The 18040-nt window shown below is 67.4% G+C and carries 17 protein-coding genes and 1 pseudogene; 5 read left to right on the forward strand and 13 right to left on the reverse strand.

Annotated features, from left to right (window positions below; genetic code table 11):
- Positions 1-73: 73 nt before the first annotated feature.
- The 3 genes from thrC to thrA are packed head-to-tail and all read right to left on the reverse strand — an operon-like array spanning position 74 to position 4805.
- Complete coding sequence (gene thrC, locus V3B46_RS12555; protein WP_329892026.1) at positions 74-1360, reverse strand: threonine synthase; 1287 nt, start codon at positions 1358-1360, stop codon at positions 74-76.
- 29 nt (positions 1361-1389) lie between these two features.
- Positions 1390-2304: a homoserine kinase gene (locus V3B46_RS12560; RefSeq protein ID WP_154263363.1), complete on the reverse strand. Its 915-nt coding sequence runs from the start codon at positions 2302-2304 to the stop codon at positions 1390-1392.
- Positions 2301-4805 (reverse strand): bifunctional aspartate kinase/homoserine dehydrogenase I, encoded by a 2505-nt coding sequence (gene thrA / locus V3B46_RS12565; protein ID WP_329892027.1) that lies wholly within the window; start codon positions 4803-4805, stop codon positions 2301-2303. Before thrA ends, V3B46_RS12560 begins: the two co-directional genes overlap by 4 nt.
- A 27-nt stretch (positions 4806-4832) precedes the next feature.
- Here thrA and V3B46_RS12570 point away from each other — a divergent pair, with 27 nt between their 5' ends.
- On the forward strand, positions 4833-5153 hold the full coding sequence (locus V3B46_RS12570; protein WP_329892028.1) for a hypothetical protein: 321 nt from the start codon (positions 4833-4835) through the stop codon (positions 5151-5153).
- A 9-nt stretch (positions 5154-5162) separates the two neighbouring features.
- On the opposite strand, the pseudogene V3B46_RS12575 reads toward V3B46_RS12570, so the two are convergent.
- Positions 5163-6112, reverse strand: a pseudogene (locus V3B46_RS12575) (DMT family transporter).
- A gap of 156 nt (positions 6113-6268) precedes the next feature.
- Positions 6269-6967, reverse strand: a complete 699-nt coding sequence (locus tag V3B46_RS12580; RefSeq protein WP_329892029.1) for a helix-turn-helix domain-containing protein — start codon at positions 6965-6967, stop codon at positions 6269-6271.
- An 81-nt stretch (positions 6968-7048) separates the two neighbouring features.
- Between V3B46_RS12580 and V3B46_RS12585 the strand changes: the two genes are divergently transcribed.
- Positions 7049-7828 (forward strand): DUF6491 family protein, encoded by a 780-nt coding sequence (locus V3B46_RS12585; protein ID WP_329892030.1) that lies wholly within the window; start codon positions 7049-7051, stop codon positions 7826-7828.
- On the opposite strand, the gene V3B46_RS12590 is transcribed toward V3B46_RS12585, so the two are convergent.
- The 3 genes from V3B46_RS12590 to V3B46_RS12600 form a co-directional block, all read right to left on the reverse strand.
- A complete protein-coding gene (locus tag V3B46_RS12590) occupies positions 7825-8877 on the reverse strand; it encodes a linear amide C-N hydrolase (RefSeq protein ID WP_329892031.1) in 1053 nt (350 codons plus the stop codon). The genes V3B46_RS12585 and V3B46_RS12590 overlap by 4 nt on opposite strands.
- Positions 8878-8944: 67 nt before the next feature.
- Positions 8945-9358 (reverse strand): DUF6691 family protein, encoded by a 414-nt coding sequence (locus V3B46_RS12595; protein WP_154263358.1) that lies wholly within the window; start codon positions 9356-9358, stop codon positions 8945-8947.
- Complete coding sequence (locus V3B46_RS12600; protein WP_489686291.1) at positions 9355-9834, reverse strand: YeeE/YedE family protein; 480 nt, start codon at positions 9832-9834, stop codon at positions 9355-9357. Before V3B46_RS12600 ends, V3B46_RS12595 begins: the two co-directional genes overlap by 4 nt.
- Before the next feature lie 44 nt (positions 9835-9878).
- Here V3B46_RS12600 and V3B46_RS12605 point away from each other — a divergent pair, with 44 nt between their 5' ends.
- Complete coding sequence (locus V3B46_RS12605) at positions 9879-10199, forward strand: ArsR/SmtB family transcription factor (RefSeq protein WP_154263356.1); 321 nt, start codon at positions 9879-9881, stop codon at positions 10197-10199.
- Positions 10200-10202: 3 nt separating this feature from the next.
- On the opposite strand, the gene V3B46_RS12610 is transcribed toward V3B46_RS12605, so the two are convergent.
- The 5 genes from V3B46_RS12610 to V3B46_RS12630 form a co-directional block, all read right to left on the reverse strand.
- Entirely contained in the window at positions 10203-10631 is a 429-nt protein-coding gene (locus V3B46_RS12610) for a BLUF domain-containing protein (RefSeq protein ID WP_329892033.1), read from the reverse strand.
- Between the two features lie 83 nt (positions 10632-10714).
- Positions 10715-11848 (reverse strand): hybrid sensor histidine kinase/response regulator, encoded by a 1134-nt coding sequence (locus V3B46_RS12615; protein ID WP_329892034.1) that lies wholly within the window; start codon positions 11846-11848, stop codon positions 10715-10717.
- Complete coding sequence (locus V3B46_RS12620; protein ID WP_329892035.1) at positions 11845-12420, reverse strand: chemotaxis protein CheB; 576 nt, start codon at positions 12418-12420, stop codon at positions 11845-11847. The genes V3B46_RS12615 and V3B46_RS12620 overlap by 4 nt, the downstream gene beginning before the upstream one ends.
- Positions 12420-13244 (reverse strand): CheR family methyltransferase, encoded by an 825-nt coding sequence (locus V3B46_RS12625; protein ID WP_032127427.1) that lies wholly within the window; start codon positions 13242-13244, stop codon positions 12420-12422. Before V3B46_RS12625 ends, V3B46_RS12620 begins: the two co-directional genes overlap by 1 nt.
- On the reverse strand, positions 13241-16342 hold the full coding sequence (locus V3B46_RS12630; RefSeq protein ID WP_154263352.1) for a response regulator: 3102 nt from the start codon (positions 16340-16342) through the stop codon (positions 13241-13243). Before V3B46_RS12630 ends, V3B46_RS12625 begins: the two co-directional genes overlap by 4 nt.
- A 151-nt stretch (positions 16343-16493) precedes the next feature.
- Here V3B46_RS12630 and V3B46_RS12635 point away from each other — a divergent pair, with 151 nt between their 5' ends.
- Together V3B46_RS12635 and V3B46_RS12640 are read left to right on the forward strand one after the other, a co-directional pair.
- Entirely contained in the window at positions 16494-17657 is a 1164-nt protein-coding gene (locus V3B46_RS12635; protein ID WP_428999760.1) for a two-component system sensor histidine kinase NtrB, read from the forward strand.
- Entirely contained in the window at positions 17647-18006 is a 360-nt protein-coding gene (locus tag V3B46_RS12640) for a response regulator (protein WP_088025785.1), read from the forward strand. The genes V3B46_RS12635 and V3B46_RS12640 overlap by 11 nt, the downstream gene beginning before the upstream one ends.
- The last annotated feature ends 34 nt before the right edge of the window (positions 18007-18040 follow it).

The raw sequence follows: 18040 nt of genomic DNA on the forward strand, positions 1-18040 counted from the left end.
CCCCCGCTGGCCACCCGTCTCCTAGCCCCCTGTGTTGGCCGGCCGGGCCCCCGGCAACCGCGTCCATCTCCGATCAGCGCAGCAACACCTCGCGCAACGCCGCGTAATCGGCCGCCAATGGCTCGGCGCGCGCCGGTCGCTGCAGCAATGCGTCCAATGCCGGCGGCACCGCCACCACCTCGCCGATCAACGGCTCGACCACGGCTTCGAACTTGGCCGGATGCGCAGTCGCCACCACCGCCCAGTCGCCCTTGGCACCGCGCGCGCGCAGGTCCTGCAGCACCTTCACTGCGGTGGCCGTATGCGGGCAGAACAGCTCACCATGGCTGGCATGCGCGGCCGCAATCGTCGCGCGGATGGTTACGTCATCCACCGCGAACGCGCGGAACGCAGCACGCAGTTCCGCGTCATCGCCGTGGTAGAGCCAGCGCAGTCGCTCGAAGTTGCTCGGCGCCCCCACGTCCATTGCATTGGCCACCGTAGCCACACTGGCCTGCGGCTGGTAGTCGCCGCCATTGAAGTACGCCGGAAGCACGGCATTGGCATTGGTGGCCAGCACGACCTGCCCGATCGGCACGCCCAGCGCTCGCGCCAGCACGGCCGCCATCGCGTTGCCAAGATTGCCGGTCGGCACCACCAGGTTGAGCCGGCGACGATGCGCCGCGTAGTGGCTCAACGCCGCATGCGCGTAATAGCTCATCTGCGGTAGCAGTCGGCCCAGGCTGATGCTGTTGGCCGAGCTCAACGGCACCTGCGCCTGCAGTTCGCGGTCAGCCAGCGCCCGCTTGACCATCGCCTGGCAATCGTCGAACGCACCAGCCACACGCAGCGCCTGGATGTTGTCGCCGAAACAACCGAGCTGATGCGCCTGGCGCGGAGATACGCGGCCATCCGGATACAGCACCACCACACGCACGCCCGGCTGGCGATGGAAAGCCGCTGCCACCGCAGCCCCCGTGTCGCCGGAGGTGGCGACGACAATCGTCAGATCGCGGTCCTTGCCGGCCTGCAGCCGCGACAGCGTACCGGCCAGGAAGCGCGCGCCGATGTCCTTGAACGCCGCCGTCGGCCCATGGAACAGCTCCAGCACATGGTCACCGTCGCCCAACGGGCGCAGCGGTACCGGAAAGTCGAACGCCTCGCGGCAGATCGCCGGAAGCGCGGCCTCAAGTGCGTCGCCAGCAAAGAACGGTGCCAGCAGATCGGCGGCGGTATCGGCCAGCGTCGCGCCGGCCTGCAGCTCACGTGGCGCCGGCAGCATCTGCGGAACATACAGCCCGCCATCGGGCGCCAATCCGGCGGCGATCGCCGCGCTGAGGCCAACGGCCGGAGACTGGCCGCGGGTCGAAACAAATTGCATGGGTTCGGTATCCAGTAAAGGGGAAGGATTCAGCACAAGCGGGCTCCCGATGCATCCAGCGGCGACACCCAGGCATCGCTGTCGAAACCTGCGGCTGCAAATGCGGCCTGCACCGGTGTGGCGGCGGCACGCGCCTGGTCGGCATCCTCGAACCAGGCGAACACGCTGGGACCGGCACCGGAAATGCCCGCGCCCATTGCATTGGCCGACAGCGCCGCATCACGGGCGGCTTCGAAGCCGGCAATCAATCCGGCCCGGCGCGGCTCCACCAGCACGTCGCGCAGCCCCGCGCGCACCAGTGCGGCATCGCTGCGATGGCAACCACTGAGCACCAGCGCGAGGTTCGCGCTCTGCGCCACGAACTCACCCAGCGCATAGCTGCCCTGCAGCGCCTGGCGTGCGCGGCGCGTTTCCAGCACCGCGTGCGGATGCACCAGCAGGCTGTGCCAGGTAGCCGGCACCGGAATCGGCAGCAGCCGATCGGCCGTGCACAGCGCAAGACCACCCAGCAGCAGCGGCCCCACGTTGTCACCGTGGCGGCCACCACTGGCCACCGCCTCGCCATCCAGCGCAAACGGATACAGCGCCTCGCGCGACAGCGGCACATCCAGCAGCGCGTTGGCGGCAACCAGTGCAGCGACACACGACGCTGCCGAACCGCCCATGCCGGAACCGAACGGAATGCCCTTGTCGATCTCCACCGCGAAACCGAAGTCCAGGCCCAGCCCTGCGCGCAGCGACATCAACGCTGCACCCGCGGTGTTCCCGGCGGCATCCAGCGGCAACTCGACGGCACTGCCACGGATCGCCTCGATGCGCACCAGAGGCTCATCGATGCGGCGCACGCTCACGGTATCGCCAATGCCCGCAATGGCATGCCCGAGAATGTCGAAGCCCACCGCCACGTTGGCCACCGAAGCAGGCGCGAACGCACGTGCGATCACAGGCGCGCTCCTTCACCGGCCGCGACCCGCAGCAGGTCGGCAAACACACCCGCCGCGGTGACTTCCGGGCCGGCGCCCGGCCCCTGCACCACCAGCGGGTTGTCACAGTAACGGCGGGTGCGGAACTGGACCACGTTGTCGGTCAGCCGCAGGTTGGCGAAGGCATGATCGGCCGGCAGTTCCTGCAGGCCGACCGAGGCGCCGTCGGCACCCAGCCGTGCCACATAGCGCAGCACCGCCCCCCGCGCCCGCGCATCCTGCAGGCGTTGCAGCAAGCTGGCGTCGGACTCGCCCAGCCGCGCCATGAAGTCATCCACGCTGCCCTCGCGCAGCAGTGCCGGCACCAGGCTTTCCACCTGTACCTGTTCCAGGCTGAGCGCATGGCCGGCTTCGCGGGCCAGGATCACCAGCTTGCGCGCCACATCCACGCCTGAAAGATCATCGCGCGGATCCGGCTCGGTGTAGCCCATCGACCGCGCCTGCGCGACCAGCTGCGAGAACGGCTGGCTGCCATCGAAGCGGTTGAACAGCCAGGCCAGCGTGCCGGAGAAGATGCCTTCAATCGCCAGCACCTCGTCACCGGTATCGACCAGATCACGCAGCGTGGTGATCACCGGCAGGCCGGCGCCGACCGTGGCCTCGTAGCGGAAACGCGCCCCACTGGCCGCCGCTGCAGCACGGATGCGCTGGTAACGCGGCAGCGGCCCGGCGCCGGCCTGTTTGTTGGGGGTGACCACGTGGATGCCGGCCGCCAGCCAGCCCTCGTAACGCTCGGCCACCTCGGCACTGCCACTGCAGTCGATCACCACCGCATGCGGCAGGTGCGCGGCCAGCAGGTGTTCGGTGAAGCGATCCAGATCGCTGGACTCGCCCGCTTCGCGCAAGGCCTCCCGCCAGTCGGCGTGCAGGCCATCCACCTCCAGGCGCATGCGCGAACGCGAGGCCAGCGCGCGCAGGCGCAGATCCACATTGGCCTTGGCCAGCAGCTGCGGGCGGGCCGCCAGCAGCTGGTCCAGCAGCGCGGCACCGACATTGCCCGGCCCGATCACACCGACCGCAAACGTCTGCGGAGACAGCCAGAAGCCGGCATGTGCAGCGCGCAGGGCGCGGGTGGCATCGGCACTGTCCACCGCCACCGAAATGTTGCGTTCGGACGAGCCCTGCGCGATCGCCAGGATGTTCACCTGCGCACGGCCCAGTGCCTCGAACAGGCGTGCGGCCACACCCGGCTGGCCGGCCATGCCGTCACCGACAGCGGCCAGCACGCTGACGCCCTCACTGACCTGCACGCGCTGCACCTGGCCCACCGACAGCTCATGCGCGAACGCGTGCAGCAGTGCCTCGCGGCCACGGCCGGCTTCAGCAGCACGCACCACGCAGCAGATCGAATGTTCCGATGAACCCTGCGAGATCATCACCACTGACACCTGCGCCTGGCGCAGGGCGGCGAATACGCGCTCTGCGGTACCCGGCACACCGATCAGACCGGTGCCTTCCAGGTTCAGCAGAGCCAGCCCCGGGCTCAGGGTCAGGCCCTTCACCGGCCCGCGCGGCGAGCGCTCGGCGCTGATGCGCGTCCCCGGATGCGCCGGCTGGAAGGTGTTGCGGATGAAGATCGGCAGGCCGAGGCGGATCGCCGGCGACATCGTCTGCGGGTGCACCACCTTGGCGCCGAAGTAAGCCAGCTCGCAGGCCTCGTCGTAGCTCAGCGACTCCAGCTGCACCGCCTCGGGCACCAGCCGCGGGTCGGCCGACAGCACGCCGTCGACGTCGGTCCAGATGTGCAGTTCATCGGCATTGAACAACGCGGCGAAGATCGCGCCGGAGTAATCGCTGCCGTTGCGGCCAAGCGTGGTGATGCGGTCATCGCGGTCACGCGCGACGAATCCAGTGGCAACCAGGCGCGATTGCGGGTGCTGCAGGCGCCACTTGGCCAGACGGTCGGCACTGGCCTCCCAGTCCACATCCACGCCCAGTTCGCCATGCCCGACCACAAGTACATCGCGTGCGTCGAGCACCGCGCAGTCTTCGCCCAATGCACGCAGGTGCGTGCCAAGCAGCTGCGCGGAGAACACTTCGCCCAGACCCTGCACGCGGTCCAGGACCTCGCGCGGCAGCTCGCCGATCACCGCCAACGCTGCCAGCACTTCGGCCAGTTGATCGAAGCGGGCGTCGATCCATTCGACGGTCTCGCCCACCTGCTCGCCCAGCAGCGCCACAGCGGCGCCACGATGGCGCGCGCGCAGCGCATGCCAAGCCTCACGCCAACTCTCGTCGCCTTTGGCCGCCAGCTGGGCCAGATCGATCAGTGCGTCGGTGACGCCCTTCATCGCCGAGACGACAGTGACCTGCAGCGATTCGGGGCGGGCCTGCAGCAGGCCGGCAACATGGCGGTAGCGTTCGGCATCAGCCACCGAGGTGCCGCCGAACTTGTGCACGACGATGGACGGTGCAGCCAGATCGGCCGGGGCGACGGGATGAGCGGTAGCTTGGGAAGACATGCAGACCTCGGTAGGAGGCCCCGTCGCATGCAGGTGTCGAGTTTCCCCGCCACCTGTATGGTGCGGGGCCGTGGTTTTCGGGAGTTACACGAAGACGACGGGCCGCACCAGGGCAGTGGTGACGGTGGTGGTGGTAATGGTGGTGGTGGCGACCGGCGCAGTCGAACGGCCCGCGGTGGCGGGGGCGATCAGGCTGGCGTGGGCGGCATCAAGAACCATGACGCACAGAAAACACCGTGCGCCGGGCCGCTGTCAAGTGCTGCGATGCAAAAAATCGTTGCCGCGATCATCGGCCAACGTGCCGGCATTTGGTTGCATCTGAGACAAAGCGGCCATCAGTACGCTTGACGGCCGCATTCAGCCGGCATGTTCGGCGATCGCCCGTGGCGTGCGATGGGCATGCGCGCACAGCATCACGCCGGCCACCAGGAACACGATCGCCAGCGCTTCCAGCAGCGAGGGCCAGCGCTGCTGCCAGGCAAAGGCATACAGCAGCGCGAACAGGGTTTCGAATACGATCATCTGCCCGGTCAGGGTCAACGGCAGCAGGCGGCTGGCGCGGTTCCAGAACGCGTTGCCGAGGATCGAGGCCACCACCGCCACGCCAGCGCTGATCGCCCAGAAGCCCCCCACTGTGCCGCCGTGTGGCCGCCGGTGTGGCCGATGAAGGCCATCGGCACCAGCAGCAGGGCCAGGCCACCGGTGGTGACGCCGGTCAGCAGCGACCAGTCGTGGCTGGACAGGTCCGGTCGGCGCGCCAGCCAGCGGCTGTTCCCGATCGAGTACAACGCCCACGAGAACAGCGCGCCGAACGCACACAGCAGGCCGATCAGGCGCTGCCGCCACGGGGTTGCCAGGTGCTCGGACATCAATGCTTCCCAGCCAACCAGTGCCACGCCCAGCACGCACAGCCCCAGTGCCGGCAGCAGCTGCTTCAGGGGTACAGCGCCCTGCTCGCGCACGCCAACCAGGGTCACCACCACCGGAATCAGGCCCACAATCAGGGACACCGCCGCGCCACCGGCCCACTGCACCGCCGTCGCCAGCAGCAGGAAATACACCAGGTTCCCGGCCAGGCTCAGCCACAGCAGGCCGATCCATTCGGCACGGCCCAGCCGCGGTGCCAGCCGCTTCCAGCGCGGCAACAGCAGGGCGACGGCGATCAGGCCGTAGACCAGATAGCGGCCGGCCGACAGTTGCAGGGCATTGAACGACTGCAGCACGGCGGGCGCGAGGAAAACCACGCCCCACAGCGCGCCAGCGGCAACGCCATTGGCGATGCCCAGGGCCATCGGGTTGTTGCGCATTCGGGTTCTTCGGGGGGGAGAACAGGCCGCGCAGTGTAAGCGCTGGCCGCTGGGCGCTCTTGACCGAGGCTATTGCCCTCCCGCCTTTGTAGAGTCGAGCCATGCTCGACTGCTTTTGCACGGCCCCTCGCGAACGGCAGTCGAGCAAGCTCGACTCTACAATCCGGCGGCCCTGCGCCAAGCGGCCGGGGTCTGCCCACACTCACGGCGCAGCGCGCGGGTCAGTGCGCTCTGCTCGGAATAGCCTGCGGCCAGCGCGATATCACTGATCGCCGCCGTGCTGGTGCGCAGCTTGTGCTTGGCCCAACGCAACCGGCTTGCACTGAGCCAGGCCTGCGGGCTGAGCCCGAACTCACGCTGGAACAGCGCGTGCAACCGGCTCTCGCTGACCCCGACGGACGCGGCCATGCGCGCCACCGGCCACGCCTGGCCTGGATCGGCCTGCACCGCTGCACACAGTCCCTGCATGCGCGCGCCGCTGCCGGCAGGTGCAAACACCTGCAGCAACTGCGGCAGCAGCGCCGGCATCGGCTGCCCGTCCTGCACGCCCGCCAGGCGTTGTCGCAGCGCCAGCGGCAGGTGCAGCCAGCGCTGCCGGCAAAGGTGCTCCTGCGTACTGTCATCAAGCACGCCCGGAGGACAATCCACGATCACGAAACCGTTGGGGCCATCGGCCATCTGGTCATGTGCCTCACCGGCAGCCACGAAGGCACCCTGCAGCAGGTCCAAGCGACCGCCGCGGCCTTCCATCTCGAACTGCAGTTCGCCCTGCAGCGGCAGCACCCACTGCGCATAGTCATGGCGGTCCAGGCCGGTGGCCTGGCCGTAGTGCCGCAGATGGAAGATGGCGCCCATCCGGGCAGTGTGCGCGTGTAACAACGGCCGTGCAAACCGCTGCTATAGTCGATCCGTCATCCAACGCAGGGAGTGCAGGAAATGACCCATCGGCAGGTGTCACTGGTGCTCGCCACCAGCCTCGGCCTGGCGCTCGCAGCTTCGGTCTCCGCACAGGAGCGTACGCCCCCGGCCCCGCACTGCATGGACGCGGTCGGCGTGCAGGAAGTGGAGCAGGCATCACCGCGCTCGATCGCACTGCGCGCCGCCTCCGGTCGGGCCTATCGGATCGACTTCAACGAAGATTGTCCCGGCGTCCGCGGTGCCACCTCGCTGAAACTGGAAGCCCCCGCCGGCTGGGCCTGCGGTCGTCCCAGCGAACGCGTCGTGGTCGACGGCCGCCGCTGCGCCGTCACCGCGGTCACCCCACTGCAGGATCGTGACTACGCCAGCGTCGCCCGCGACAGCGACCGCCTGCGCACGGCCACCCTGCCCGCCGTGACCATCCGCGAGCGCAGGGAAATCCGCCGCAGCTTCGGCGGCTCACCGTCATACTGCTTCGCCACCCGCAACGTCCGCGCATGGTCGTCCGACCCACAGGGAATGCTGGTGGAGACCAATCCGCGCCGCAATGGGGGCCACCGCTACTACCGTGTCGAGCTCGGCAGCCACTGCCGCCAGCTCGATCGTGCGCCGCAGCTCAGCTTCCGCTCCGGCATGCAGAACGGCCTGATCTGTGGCAATCCCGGCGATCGGATCATGACTGCCGAGTTCGAGAATGGCGACCTGCGCAACGATGCGCTGGCGCCACTGCCGCAGTACACCCGCGGCAGCTGCGCGATTCAGGCGGTCTACCCGGCCTCCAGCCAGGCGTCGAACTAACCGTCTACGCCGAGGAAGGTGAACGGTGCGCTGGGCACGAACTGGCCCAGTGCATCGCCGGCAAAGGTATTGCGCTGGTCCTTGCCAAGATCGAGCTTGAGCACCTGGCCGCCGAAATCGACCTTGTTCAGATCGACCCAGAAGGTGTTCGGGGTCAACGCCGACTCGAAGAAGTACAGCCGCCGCTTGTGATCAGCCACCGTTCGCCAGCGCGTGGATGAGATGTTCGGCTCACCCGGCGTGGTGATGCCATACGGCACCGACGCGTTGCGGATCACGCTGAACACGCTGGCCAGGGCCTCCACCGGGTCTTCGGCCTTGGGTATGGCGTTGATGTAGAACGAGGCGCGCGCGAAACGATCGGCGGAGCGGTTGGTGCCCGGCAGCATCACCGTGCCGCCGATCTGCTGCCAGTAACTGTTGAGGGCCAGCTGCTGCTCGAAGATCGGCGAGTTGGTCATCACCTGATAGCGCCGGTCATGGTGAATCACCTGGCGACCGCCGATGTACTCGACGATGGCACTGTCGCCGGTGGCATCGGACAGCGACAGGTGCAGCGTCGCCTGGCGGTCTTCGCCCGGCACCTTGTCGGTGACGATCGAGTACGGCTCACGCTTGAGCGCCGTTACCGCCTCGTCCACGGTGGCGAAATTGTCCAGCACATACTGTGCCCACAGCGAGATCGCCAGTCCCGGCTTGTTGCCTCGCTGCTGCGGATACTCCGATTCCACCAGCCACAGCAGGTTGGCCACCAGCCCCTTCTCGTTCATGCCATCGGTGGTCGACACGTCGTAGCCGGTGGCCACCACGCTGCCGTAGCGCGCAGTCCAGGCCAGCGATTTCGGACCGGCCAGGCCGGTGCGTGCGATGCCACGCGGCAACACGTAGAGGTTGGTCGCTACATCGACCTTCCAGTCCATCGAGCGCGCGGTGATCACATCGCCGTTGTCGCCCCGATACACCGCACGCGTGCAGGCCAGTGCCGGCGTGATTGCAGATGCCAGCGCCATGGCCATCATTGCCTTTCCCTTCCACTTCATCCTTGCCATGTCGTTACGCTCCTTTCCCCGTGGTCCGTCGATCTGACCCGATCCATGGTGACACAGGGGTGAAGCCTCAGCGCACGAAGCGATCGTGCAGCCAGAAGCCCACCACCATGGCAGGCACGAACCACAGCGCTTCACGCGATGCGACAGCCAGCCCGGCGATGGCCGGTCCGGGACAGTAACCAGCCCATCCCCAGCCGATACCGAACAGTGCAGCACCCAGCAGCAGGCGAGCATCGACATCACGTGCACTGGGTAGCTGGAAGCGCAGCGCGAACCACGGCTGCGCGCGTCGCAGTACCCAGCGCTGCCCGACGGCACTGACCAGCAGTGCCGAGCCCAGCACCCACATCAACGTCGGATCAAAATCACCGGCCACATCGAGGAAGCCGAGTACGCGACGCGCGTCGGTCATTCCCGAGAGCGCAAGCCCCGCGCCAAACAGCGCACCTGCCAGCGCGGCGGCCACGACCGCGCGGCTCATGCCAGGGCTCCGCCGTGACGGACCAGGAACGTGGTCAGCATCGCGCAGGCCATGAACACCAGCACTGCCAGCAGCGAGCGCTTCGAGCCACGGGCCATGCCACAGACGCCATGACCACTGGTACAACCACTCCCCAGGCGCGTGCCGAAGCCCACCAGCAGGCCAGTGCTGATCAACTGCCAGGCAGGCAAGGCATCGCGCAGCAGCACACGTGGCGAGGCCTCGGGCAGCGACTGCCACCACAGCACCAGCCCCGCTGCTGCGAGCAGCCCCAGCAGGAATGCCCAGCGCCAGCCGCGCTCGCCTTCCGCCGCGCGCAGGCTGCCCGCGGCGATCCCGCTGATACCGGCCACACGCCCGACTGTGGCGAGCAGCAACACCGCGGCAGCGCCGATCAGCGCCCCTCCAGCCACCGCAGTCCATGGCAGGTTCATGCCCTGCCCTCTTTCACGCTGCTCATGGGATTGCCCATTGATTTAGATTTATCTAAATTAGGCACTTCTAAACAAAAAGGTCAACCATGGCCCGCACCCCGCTCGACAGCGCCGCCATCGCCGAACACGCCGCCGAGGCTGCAACGCTGCTTAAAAGCCTGGCCCATCCTGCGCGGCTGCGCGTGCTGTGCCGCCTGGTCGAAGGTGAGGCACCGGTACCGGAACTGCAGGCATTGACCGGCCTCAGCGCATCGGCGCTGTCACAGCATCTGGCGGTGTTGCGCGAACTGGATATCGTCGCGACGCGTCGCGAAGCGCAGGCCATCCACTACCGCGTGATTGAAGGGCCCGCACTGGGCGTGCTGCAGGCGCTGCATGCCGCCTACTGCGGCGGCACTTCGCGTTGACGCTCAGCCGGCGTGCAGGGCGGGCTGCACGACGTTGTCGAGCAGATCCACCGGGGTCGGCGCCGAACGATCACCTTCCAGCGCCCGGCTGAAACCCGACCAGTCGCTGGCCGACAGCTGGCGCAGCAGGGCTGCATCCACCGGCAACGCGCGCATCGACCAGTACGGAAACTGACGCTGGCCCAGGCGGCCGCGCGCCAGCTCGATGATGTCGACATGGCTGCCGGCATGCAGGATGCGCTCGTACACCGAATCGATACCGTCCGGCGGCCCCTCGATGTACTGCAGGAATCGCCCGCCGTCATGCAGCAGCACACCGGTCACGCCCGCCATCTTGTTGAAGCGGGCGGCATCGTCGACCAGCGCCTGCAACCGTTCAGCGGAAAGATCCGGCAACGCCTGGCTGACGTAGGCGATGGCACGCAGTGGCATGGTGCTTCCTTGACAAGATGTACACCCACGGTAGCAGTTGCGGACGAGTCCGTCTCAGTGCCCGTGCATGTTTCCTGAAGAATTCAGTTTGCCGCTGCAGGCAGCCCTTCTGCGCGTCTCGGCAGCAGGGCTTCGAACACCACCTGCCCGGCCTCGTTGCGCGCTGCGATGTGCCCTCCGTGCGCGCGCACGAACTGATCGACGATGTAGAGGCCCAGCCCCAGGCCCTTGCTCTGGTGGAAGCTGGCCTTGAACGGTTCGAACAGCCGCGGCAGCAGCGCGTCGTCGATCCGGCCGGCATTGCTGACCCGCAGCAGCACGCTGCGCGGATCGCGCCCGTCCACCTCCACCCTCGCCTCGCTACCATGGGTGAGCGCGTTGCCGACCAGATTGGCGGCAACCTGGCCGAGACGGTCCAGATCGCCCTGCAGCCGCGTATCGCCATGCATGTCCAGATGGATCCGGTCCGCGCCATGCGCGCTGCCCGCTTCGGCCACCACCGCGCGGGTCACGTCGGCCAGATCGCAGGCACTGGCCTGCAGGCGCAGGCCACCGCTGCGGATCCGTGAGAAGTCCAGCAGCTGTTCGACCATGCGTGCCATGCGCAGGGTGCTGGCCTCCAGGTACTGCAGGGTCTGCTGCGCACCCGCATTGTCCTGCGGGAGCTCCAGCGCCAGCTTGTCACTGCACAGCAGGATCGCCGACAGCGGCGTGCGCAGGTCGTGGGTCAGCACCGCTGCCATTGTTTCGTTGAGCTTGAGCGCGCGTTCCAGCGCCTCGTTGCGCGCCTTCAGCAGCTGCCGCTGCTGGTACAGCTCGATGAAGACGTTGACCTTGCTCAGGATCACCTGTGGCGCCACCGGCTTGTGCAGGAAATCGACCGCACCGCTCTCGTAGCCCTTGAACACGCGCAGGGGATCATCCGGGGAGGCGGTCAGGAAGATGATCGGCACGTCGCGGCTGCGATGCGAACCGCGCATCAGTTCGGCCAGGGTGAAGCCATCGATCTCCGGCATGTGCACGTCCAGCAGCGCCAGTGCCACCTCGTGCTCGAGCAGCAGCTCCAACGCCTGCGCGCCGGAACCGGCCAGCAGCAGATTCACGCCCTCGCGCTGCAGCAGCGCCTGCATGGCCACCAGGTTCTGCGGCACGTCATCGACGATCAGCAGGTTGACCGGGGACTGCGACTGCGCAGGGTCCGGTGGCAGCAGGTTCATGCAAACAACTCCTTCAGGCGACGACACATCAGTTCAAGGGGCAGCACGGCATCGGCACCGGCGTACTGCAGGGCGGAGGCCGGCATCATCGACGCTTCGGCTTCCTCGGGACATTGCAGCCAGGCACGGCCACCGGCACGGCGCACGGCGGCAACGCCCTCGCTTCCATCACTGCTGGCACCGGTCAGCAGCAGGGCCAATACCTGCCCGCCGAACACCGCAGCAGCGGAGTCGAACAGCGGATCGATGGCCGGACGGGAGAACAGCACCGGCGCATCCACCGACAACGCCACCGTCCCCTCGTCCTCCACCAGCAGGTGGTAATCCGGCGGCGCGAACGTCACCGTGCCCAGCTGCAACGGCTGCTTGTCCTCCGCCTCGCGCACGGGCAGCGCGCAGTAAGGCGCCAGCACCTCGGCGATGCGGCTGGTGCGGTCACGCGGCAGGTGCAGCACGGCCAGTACCGGTACCTGCAGCGTCGCCGGCAGCGCGCCGAGCACCGCCTGCAGGGCCCCCACGCCACCGGCAGACGCGCCGATCACCAGCAGTGCAGGACGCGCCGGCAGCGCCATCAGGCCACCTTCCGGTACAGGCGGTGCTCGCGCGAACAGACCTCGAAGGCGTCATGGTGGCATCCGAACTGCAGCGATTCCTTGCTGCCAAGACCGAGGAAGCCCCGGTGCACCAGCGCTTCGCGGAACAGGCCGACCGCGCGGTCCTGCAGGTCGCGGTTGAAATAGATCAGCACATTGCGGCACGACACCAGGTGCACTTCGGAGAACACGGTATCGGTGGCGAGGCTGTGGTCGGCGAACACCACGTTGCGGCGCAGCTGACGGTCGAACACCGCGCCGTCGTAGGCCGTGGCGTAATAGTCGGACAGCGACGCCGTGCCACCGGCAGCCAGGTAGTTGCGGCTGAACTGGGCCATCCGGTCGATGCCATAGGCGCCCGCCTCGGCGGTGGCCAACGCGGCTGGATTGATGTCGGTGGCATAAACGATGCTGCGATCAAGCAGGCCTTCTTCATGCAGCAGGATCGCCAGCGACCACACTTCCTCACCGGTGCTGCAACCGGCCACCCACAGCTTCACCGAGGGATAGGTGCGCAGTACCGGTACCACCTGCTCGCGCAGCTCACGGAAGTACGCAGGGTCACGGAACATCTCCGAGACCTGCACGGTGAAGAACTGCATGGCCTGGGCGAACAGCTCCGGCTCGTGCAGCAGCCGGTACTGCAGGTCGACCAGCCGTTCGCACTCATAGCGCTGCATCGCCTGGCGCATGCGCCGGCGCAGCGACGACACCGCATAGCTGCGGAAATCGTAGTGGTAGCGCTGGTACAGCGCCTCCAGCAGGACCTTCAGCTCCAGGTCGAACAACGCCTGTTCGTTCATTGCCGCGAGCACCAGACCCGGCACAGCGAGACCAGCTTGTCGACGTCGATGGGCTTGGCGATGTAGTCGTTGGCACCGGCCTGCAGGCAGCGCTCGCGGTCATCGGGCATGGCTTTGGCGGTCAGCGCGATGATCGGCAGGTCCTGCAGGTGGCGCTGCGCACGGATCTCGCGCATCGCGGCCAGGCCGTCCTTCTCCGGCATCATGATGTCCATCAGCACCAGGTCGACCTCGCGCTCAGCCAGGCGATCCACCGCTTCCTGGCCGTTGCGCGCGATCTCCAGCGTCACGCCCAGCGGCTCGAGCACGCTGGACAGCGCGAAGATGTTGCGCACATCGTCCTCGGCCAGCAGAACAGTGCGTCCGTCGAGCACGGTGTCGCGACGGCGGGCCTCGCGCAGCAGGCGCTGCTGGTCGGTGGGCAGGCTGGCTTCCACGCTGTGCAGGAACAGGGTGACCTCATCCAGCAGGCGTTCGGGCGAACGCGCGCCCTTGATGATGATGCTCTTCGAATAGCGGCGCAGGCGCTGCTCTTCCTCGCGGCCGAGCGCGCGACCGGTATAGACGATCACCGGCGGGAAGCCGACATCATCATTGCCGGCCATGTGCTCGAGCAGGTCGTAGCCGCTGCCGTCGGGCAGCGACAGGTCCATCACCATGCAGTCGAAAGTGACCGTGCTGAGCTGCTCCAGCGCGCCGGCCAGCGTTCCTACCGCAACGATCTGCAGCTGATCACGGCCCAGCAGCAATTCCAGGTTGTGGCGCAGCTCGCTGTCGTCCTCGACGATCAGCAGGCGCCGTACGTCGCGCTGGCTGGTCTGTTCCAGCTGTTCGATGGCCGTCACCAGCCGCTCGCGCGTGGTCGGCTTGATCGCGAAACCAATCGCACCCAGCTCGCGCGCCACCTGGCTGCGGTCCATCGCCGAGACCACGTGCACCGGGATATGCCGGGTATCGGGGTTGCGCTTGAGGCGCTCCAGCACGCTCAGGCCGGACACGTCCGGCAGGCCGATATCGAGCAGGATGCCGTTCGGGCGCAGTTCGCTGGCCAGGGTCAGTGCCTCTTCGGCGGTCCCGGCCACCACACAGTCGAAGTCCAGTTCATGGGCCAGGGCCACCAGCGCTTCGGCGAAGGTGGCGTCGTCCTCGACGGCCAGGATCAAGCGGCCGGCGCGTTGGCGACGGCCGCGGTCATCGGCCACGCTGGGCACCGTGGTGGTCGGTGCCACCGCAGCCGTTGCAGGCACCGGCATCGCCGGCGCAGCGGCCGCAACTGGCGACGCCACGGGGGCGGCGGAAATGTCAGCGGCGTTCGACGCGGGCGCACCCTGCAACGGCAGCTCCAGGATGAAGCAGCTGCCGCGACCCGGTTCACTGTCGACCTGGATGCTGCCACCCATGCGCTCGGCCAGATCGCGCGAGATCGACAGGCCCAGGCCGGTGCCACCGTAGCGACGGCGGGTGCTGCCATCGGCCTGGCGGAAGGCTTCGAAGATGACATCCAGCTGCTCGCGGGCAATGCCGATGCCGCTGTCGCAGACCTCGAACCGGATGCGCCCCTGGCCGCCCGCACGCACGTGCAGGCTGACCTTGCCATGCTCGGTGAACTTCACCGCATTGGCCAGCAGGTTCTTCAGGATCTGCTGCAGGCGCTGGCTGTCGACCACGAGCTGGCTGGGGGCCAGCGCATCGGCCTCGATCTGCAGGGCCAGGCCCTTCTGCCGCGCCATCGGCTCGAAGGTCTCGCGCAGGCGCTGCAGCACGCTGCCCGTCACCACCACTTCATCGGCCAGCTCAACGTGGCCGGCCTCGATGCGCGACAGGTCCAGGATGTCATTGATCAGCGCCAGCAGATCGTTGTTGGACGACAGGATCGCACGCGCATACTTCACCTGTTCTTCGGTGAGCGTGCCGTCCTTGTTATCGGCCAGCAGCTTGGCCAGGATCAGCGAGCTGTTCAGCGGCGTGCGCAGTTCATGCGACATGTTGGCCAGGAACTCGGACTTGTAGCGCGAAGTGGCAGCCAGTTCGTTGCTGTTGCGCACCAGCTGGCTCTGCGCGACCAGCAGCGCCTGCTTCTGCGCCTCCAGCTCGTGGGTGCGCTCCTCCAGCTGGACGTTGCTCTGTTCCAGCTCCGCCTGCTGTTCTTCCAGATGAGTCTGCGAGTGCTGCAGGCTGCGGCTCTGCTCTTCCAGCTCCTCATTGGCCACGCGCAGCTCTTCCTGCTGGGCCTGCAGTTCCTCACCCTGGCGCTGGGATTCCTCCAGCAGCACCACCAGCTGTGCGCGCAGCAGCGAGGCACGCAGCGCCATGCCGATCGTCTCGCCACAGCGCTCCAGCAGCTCGACATCGAGTCGATCCTGTTCGCCGGCGCGGGTGCGTCCCAGTTCAATGATGCCCACCACCGCACCATCGCTGCTGATCGGCGCCAGGATGCGCTCGCGCACCGGCAACCGCCCCAGGCTGGTCTGCAGCTCAAGCACCGCATCATCACTCCCATGCAGGTGGCGGATGCGTTCGTCGCGCGCCACCTGCCCGGCCACGCCCTCCTGCAATGCCAGCGACGCCGGCATGCCGGACGGCAACGCCAGGCCGCCGGTGAGCTGCAGTCTTCCCCCTTCCAGGCGGTAGACCGCGGCGACGTCCGCCTGCAGCTGGGCCCCCAGGCTGGTTGCCGCCGCCTCGGCGATCTGCTCCGGCCCCAGATCACCGCGCAGGCTCATCGCCACCGCGTTCTCGGCCTCCTGCAGCCACAGCGCCCGCATTGCCTCACGGCGCGCCTGGATGGCACGGGAGACGATCAGCGCGATCATCAGGAACGCACACCCGCCTACGCTGCGGTTGACGAACGAGAACGCCGAGTTCGAGCTGGCCGGGGCGACGTTGTAGCCAATGATCAACAGGATGCAGGCGACGACGGCCACGATGAACGGCGCGCGCGCACTGCGCTGGAACACCGTCACACCCACCGCCAGGAAATACGCCAGCCAGACGGCATAGCCCAGCGGCACCACCAGCTCCAACGCGATGGTCGCTGCCAGCAGTACGGCAGAGGTCATCCAGATCCAGCGGTCACGCGTAGTCGCACCAGGACGCATGCAGGTCGGTTCCAGAAGCAAAGGGTGGGTGATGGTACTCCGTGTCGCATTCAGCCGCACAGGACCAATGGCACGTGTCGCGCCTCCACGCCGCCTTCACACTTGAATGCCTAGCTTCACGTCCCTCACAGGGGGTAACACTTATTTTTACGTGGACGCTGCCGCTTCTACGACGTCCGTGCTGACGGACCCTTCCCGACAACTGCGACTGCTGATCGAGAGCGTGCGCGATCATGCGCTGTACCTGCTTGATCCCGAAGGCATCGTCTGCAGCTGGAATCCGGGCGCGGAGCGCATCAAGGGCTATTCAGCCGATGAAGTGGTTGGCACCCACTTTGGCCGTTTCTATCTACCTGCCGATCGCGAGGCCGGTGAACCGCAACGCCTGCTCCGTCATGCAGCGCAGCATGGCCACGTTGCCAGTGAAGGCTGGCGGGTGCGCCGTGATGGCTCGTCGTTCCGCGCCAGCGTGGTCATCGAGCCGGTGATCGAGGCCGGCGAGCTGCTGGGCTTCGTCAAGATCACCCGTGACATCACCGAGCAATGGCAGGCACAGCGACTGCTGCGCGATGCCCAGCGTGCACTGCGCAACACCCAGCAGTTCGAGACGGTCGGCCGGCTCAGCCGTGGCCTATCGCACGAGTTCAACAACCTGCTGACCACCATCGGCAACGCACTGGACCTGCTGTCGCTGCGCGTCAACGGTGACGATGTCCGCGCCGCCGAGCTGCTGGGCGCTGCGCAGGCGGCCACCGACCGAGGTGCGCTGCTGACCCGCCAGCTGCTGGCCTTCAGCACCGGCCAGACGCTGATCCGCGAACCGGTGGACATCAATGCACTGGTACGGCAATGGCTGCCGGACCTGCAGCGCGCCTGCCCGCCCACGGTGACGCTGGACGCCCGCCTCACGCCGGGCCTGCCGCAGGTGAGCACCGATGCGCTGCAGCTGCAGACGGCGCTGGCCAATCTGGTCGCCAATGCCGCGGATGCTACCCTTGAAGGCGGCCACATCCTGATCGGCACCGCGCTGGAGCATCGCCTCGACCCGGATGCGGACTCCACGTTGCAACGTGGCTATGTCACCCTCAGCGTCTGCGATGAGGGCCACGGGATGGCGGCCGACATCGCCGAACGGGCGACCGAGCCGTTCTTCACCACCAAGGACATCGGCAAAGGCAGCGGCCTGGGCCTGAGCCAGGTGTTCGGATTCACTACCCAGAGCGGCGGCTTCGTCGACGTGTCCACCACGCCCGGTGTCGGCACCACGGTCAGCCTGCTGCTACCCGCAACAGAGGAAGCAACCCATGACCGATGACCCGATCCGCGTATTGATGGTGGAAGACCAGACCGATCTTCGCGAAATGATCGGCCTGGCCCTGCGCGATTTCGGCATCGAGGTGGCCACCACCGCCGATGGCCACGAGGCGGCGGAACTGCTCAAGGGTGAGGCGCGCTTCGATGTGGTGTTCAGCGATATCAGCATGCCCAACGGCATGTCCGGCATCGAACTGAGCGAGCACGTAGCCCGCGAACAACCGCAGGCACGCATGATCCTGTCCTCAGGCTATGCGCGCTCGCAGCTGCCGCCGCTGCCGGAGCAAGTGGAGTTCCTGCCCAAGCCCTATCGCCTGCGCCAGCTGGTCGAGCTGTTGAAGCAGGACTGACGGCTCGCCGGGCATGGCCCGGCATTCCGCTCCT

Origin of the sequence: Stenotrophomonas sp. SMYL11, from assembly GCF_036320005.1 — a bacterium.
GTDB classification, from domain to species: Bacteria; Pseudomonadota; Gammaproteobacteria; order Xanthomonadales; family Xanthomonadaceae; genus Stenotrophomonas; species Stenotrophomonas maltophilia_A.

Bases quoted from the DNA above. Each gene is read 5' to 3' on its own strand.
- thrC (WP_329892026.1), bottom strand. From the start codon at position 1,360: ATGCAATTTGTTTCGACCCGCGGCCAGTCTCCGGCCGTTGGCCTCAGC.
- thrA (WP_329892027.1), bottom strand. From the start codon at position 4,805: ATGTCTTCCCAAGCTACCGCTCATCCCGTCGCCCCGGCCGATCTGGCT.
- V3B46_RS12570 (WP_329892028.1), top strand. From the start codon at position 4,833: ATGCAGGTGTCGAGTTTCCCCGCCACCTGTATGGTGCGGGGCCGTGGT.
- V3B46_RS12580 (WP_329892029.1), bottom strand. From the start codon at position 6,967: ATGGGCGCCATCTTCCATCTGCGGCACTACGGCCAGGCCACCGGCCTG.
- V3B46_RS12585 (WP_329892030.1), top strand. From the start codon at position 7,049: ATGACCCATCGGCAGGTGTCACTGGTGCTCGCCACCAGCCTCGGCCTG.
- V3B46_RS12590 (WP_329892031.1), bottom strand. From the start codon at position 8,877: ATGGCAAGGATGAAGTGGAAGGGAAAGGCAATGATGGCCATGGCGCTG.
- V3B46_RS12595 (WP_154263358.1), bottom strand. From the start codon at position 9,358: ATGAGCCGCGCGGTCGTGGCCGCCGCGCTGGCAGGTGCGCTGTTTGGC.
- V3B46_RS12605 (WP_154263356.1), top strand. From the start codon at position 9,879: ATGGCCCGCACCCCGCTCGACAGCGCCGCCATCGCCGAACACGCCGCC.
- V3B46_RS12610 (WP_329892033.1), bottom strand. From the start codon at position 10,631: ATGCCACTGCGTGCCATCGCCTACGTCAGCCAGGCGTTGCCGGATCTT.
- V3B46_RS12615 (WP_329892034.1), bottom strand. From the start codon at position 11,848: ATGAACCTGCTGCCACCGGACCCTGCGCAGTCGCAGTCCCCGGTCAAC.
- V3B46_RS12620 (WP_329892035.1), bottom strand. From the start codon at position 12,420: ATGGCGCTGCCGGCGCGTCCTGCACTGCTGGTGATCGGCGCGTCTGCC.
- V3B46_RS12625 (WP_032127427.1), bottom strand. From the start codon at position 13,244: ATGAACGAACAGGCGTTGTTCGACCTGGAGCTGAAGGTCCTGCTGGAG.
- V3B46_RS12630 (WP_154263352.1), bottom strand. From the start codon at position 16,342: ATGCGTCCTGGTGCGACTACGCGTGACCGCTGGATCTGGATGACCTCT.
- V3B46_RS12640 (WP_088025785.1), top strand. From the start codon at position 17,647: ATGACCGATGACCCGATCCGCGTATTGATGGTGGAAGACCAGACCGAT.